General features: G+C 64.0%; 3 protein-coding genes and 1 pseudogene. 1 reads left to right on the top strand and 3 read right to left on the bottom strand.

What is annotated here, in order from left to right; translation table 11 throughout:
* From ACQKPE_RS26230 to gatC, 3 genes and pseudogenes are all read right to left on the bottom strand, one after another.
* Window positions 1-537: pseudogene (locus tag ACQKPE_RS26230) on the bottom strand (hypothetical protein); the annotation flags it as partial.
* A gap of 11 nt (window positions 538-548) precedes the next feature.
* The gene (gene gatA / locus ACQKPE_RS26225) at window positions 549-2,000 is read right to left on the bottom strand and encodes an Asp-tRNA(Asn)/Glu-tRNA(Gln) amidotransferase subunit GatA (protein WP_427669601.1); all 1,452 of its coding nucleotides are present in this window, start codon (window positions 1,998-2,000) and stop codon (window positions 549-551) included.
* Between the two features lie 15 nt (window positions 2,001-2,015).
* Complete coding sequence (gene gatC, locus ACQKPE_RS26220; protein ID WP_427669600.1) at window positions 2,016-2,303, bottom strand: Asp-tRNA(Asn)/Glu-tRNA(Gln) amidotransferase subunit GatC; 288 nt, start codon at window positions 2,301-2,303, stop codon at window positions 2,016-2,018.
* Window positions 2,304-2,508: 205 nt separating this feature from the next.
* On the opposite strand from gatC, the gene ACQKPE_RS26215 reads away from it, so the two are divergent.
* On the top strand, window positions 2,509-2,816 hold a 308-nt coding region (locus tag ACQKPE_RS26215; RefSeq protein ID WP_427669598.1), incomplete at its 3' end, for a rod shape-determining protein.

Genomic DNA, 2,816 nt, shown 5'->3' with positions numbered 1-2,816 from the left:
TGATTTTCGCACCGCGCAGGGCAATGGCTGCGGCGCCGCGATGAAAGGCGGGCGCCTGGCCGGGCGGTCGGAGACGATTTCCAGCAGCGGGGTGCCGGCGCGGTTCAGGTCGATGCCGGTGGCGCCGCTGAAGTCTTCGTGCAGGCTCTTGCCGGCATCTTCCTCCAGGTGCGCACGGGTCACGCCGATACGCTTGAGGGTGCCGTCTTCCAGGGCGATGTCCAGGTAGCCCTTGCCGACGATCGGCAGCTCCATCTGGCTGATCTGGTAGCCCTTGGGCAGGTCGGGGTAGAAGTAGTTCTTGCGCGCGAACACGTTGCGCGGGCCGATCTCGGCGTTGATCGCCAGGCCGAACATGCACGCCATGCGCACGGCTTCCTGGTTCAGCACCGGCAGTACGCCGGGCATGCCAAGGTCAACCAGGCTGGCCTGGGTGTTCGGCTCGGAACCGAAGGTGGTGGCGCTGCCGGAGAAAATCTTCGACTGGGTGGCGAGCTGGGTATGAATCTCCAGCCCGATCACAACTTCCCATTGCATGTGTGAATTCCTCAGAAGCCGTTAGGGGCGCGGGTGTGCCAGTCGGTGACTTGCTGGTAGCGGTGCGCGACGTTGAGCAGGCGGCCTTCCTGGAAATACGGGGCCAGCAGCTGCACGCCGACCGGCAGGCCATCGACGAAGCCAGCTGGCATCGACAGGCCCGGCAGGCCCGCCAGGTTGGCGGTGATGGTGTAGACGTCTTCCAGGTAGGCGGCGACCGGGTCGCTGCTCTTGGCGCCGAGTTTCCAGGCCGGGTTCGGCGTGGTCGGACCGAGGATCAGGTCGACGCCTTCGAAGGCGGCCATGAAGTCGTTCTTGATCAGGCGGCGGATTTTCTGCGCCTTGAGGTAGTAGGCATCGTAGTAGCCGGCCGACAGGGCATAGGTGCCGACCATGATGCGCCGCTGCACCTCGGTGCCGAAGCCTTCGCCACGGGAGCGCTTGTACAGGTCGGTGAGGTCCTTCGGCTCTTCGCAGCGGTAGCCGAAGCGCACGCCGTCGAAACGCGACAGGTTCGAGGAGGCTTCTGCTGGCGCGATCACGTAGTACGCCGGGATGGCGTGCTGCATGTTCGGCAGGCTGATTTCCTTGACCACCGCGCCGAGCTTTTCCAGCTCCTTGACGCTGGCCTGGACCAATTCGGCGATGCGCGGGTCGAGGCCAGTGCCGAAGAACTCCTTCGGCAGGCCGATGCGCAGGCCTTGCAGCGAGGCGTTGAGGTTGGCGGAGTAGTCCGGCACCGGCTCATCGACGCTGGTGGAGTCCTTGGCGTCGAAGCCGGCCATGCCTTGCAGCAACAGCGCGCAGTCTTCGGCGGTGCGGGCCAGCGGGCCACCCTGGTCGAGGCTGGAGGCGTAGGCGATCATGCCCCAGCGCGAGACGCGGCCGTAAGTGGGCTTGAGGCCGGTGAGGTTGGTCAGCGCCGCCGGCTGGCGGATCGAGCCGCCGGTGTCGGTGCCGGTGGCCGCCGGGAGCAGGCGCGCGGCAACGGCAGCGGCCGAACCGCCGGACGAGCCGCCCGGAACGTGTTCGAGGTTCCATGGGTTCTTCACCGCGCCGTAGTGGCTGGACTCGTTGGCCGAGCCCATGGCGAATTCGTCCATGTTGGTCTTGCCGAGGCTGACCATGCCAGCTTCGGCCAGCTTGGCGACCACGGTGGCGTCGTAGGGCGCCTTGAAGTTGTCGAGCATCTTCGAGCCGCAGCTGGTGCGGATGCCGGTGGTGCAGAACAGGTCCTTGTGGGCGATTGGCGCGCCCAGCAGCGGGCCGGCCTCACCTGCGGCGCGACGGGCGTCGGCGGCGCGGGCCTGTTGCACGGCCTGCTCCTCGGTGATGCTGATGAAGCTGTTGATTTGCGGGTCGAGTTGCTTGATGCGCGACAGCAGGTCGCCGGTCAGCTCTTCGGAGGAGAACGACTTGTCGGCGAGCCCGCGGGCGATCTCGGCCAGGGTCAATTGATGCATGGCAGGCTTTATCCCTTACTCGATGACTTTCGGAACCAGGTACAGACCGCTTTCGGTCGAGGGTGCGACGGCTTGGTAGCGCTCGCGCTGGTTGCTTTCGGTGACCTGGTCGGGGCGCAGGCGCTGGGTGGCTTCCAGGGGGTGGGCCAGGGGCTCGATGCCATCGGTGTCGACAGCTTGCATCTGGTCGACCAGCCCGAGAATACTGTTCAAGGCATCGGTAATGCGTGGCAGTTCGCCTTCATTCAGGCCCAGACGGGCCAGATGGGCGATCTTTTCCACGTCGGAGCGTTGAAGCGCCATGGGGGATCTCCAGGGGAAACAAAAAAACGGATTAGGGCCGCAAGAGTGAACATGCCGGGATTCTGGCGGTCATACGGCCGCGATCATCGGCAGGCGTGCTCGGAAAAACTACCAATTTAACATATTGGCTCCTTGCCCAAAATCCCTGCCATTGTTAGAGTTTGCCGCACTTTTTTACCCACGCTTTCCCCAGGGTCACTTTCCCATGTTCAAGAAACTGCGTGGCATGTTTTCCAGCGATCTGTCCATCGACCTGGGTACTGCCAACACCCTTATCTACGTGCGTGAGCGCGGTATCGTCCTGAATGAGCCCTCGGTCGTTGCCATTCGTACCCACGGCAACCAGAAAAGCGTCGTGGCAGTCGGTACCGAAGCCAAGCGCATGCTGGGCCGTACGCCTGGCAACATCGCCGCCATTCGTCCGATGAAAGACGGCGTGATCGCCGACTTCAGCGTTTGTGGAAACGCACCTCGAGGAAATGCTCCCGATCATCTACACGCCTACCGTTGGCA

Source organism: Pseudomonas sp. NPDC089554 (assembly GCF_050280645.1).
Taxonomy (GTDB): domain Bacteria; phylum Pseudomonadota; class Gammaproteobacteria; order Pseudomonadales; family Pseudomonadaceae; genus Aquipseudomonas.
Note: the sequence above shows the minus strand (reverse complement) of the source record. Positions and strands in the feature narration are given on the sequence as shown.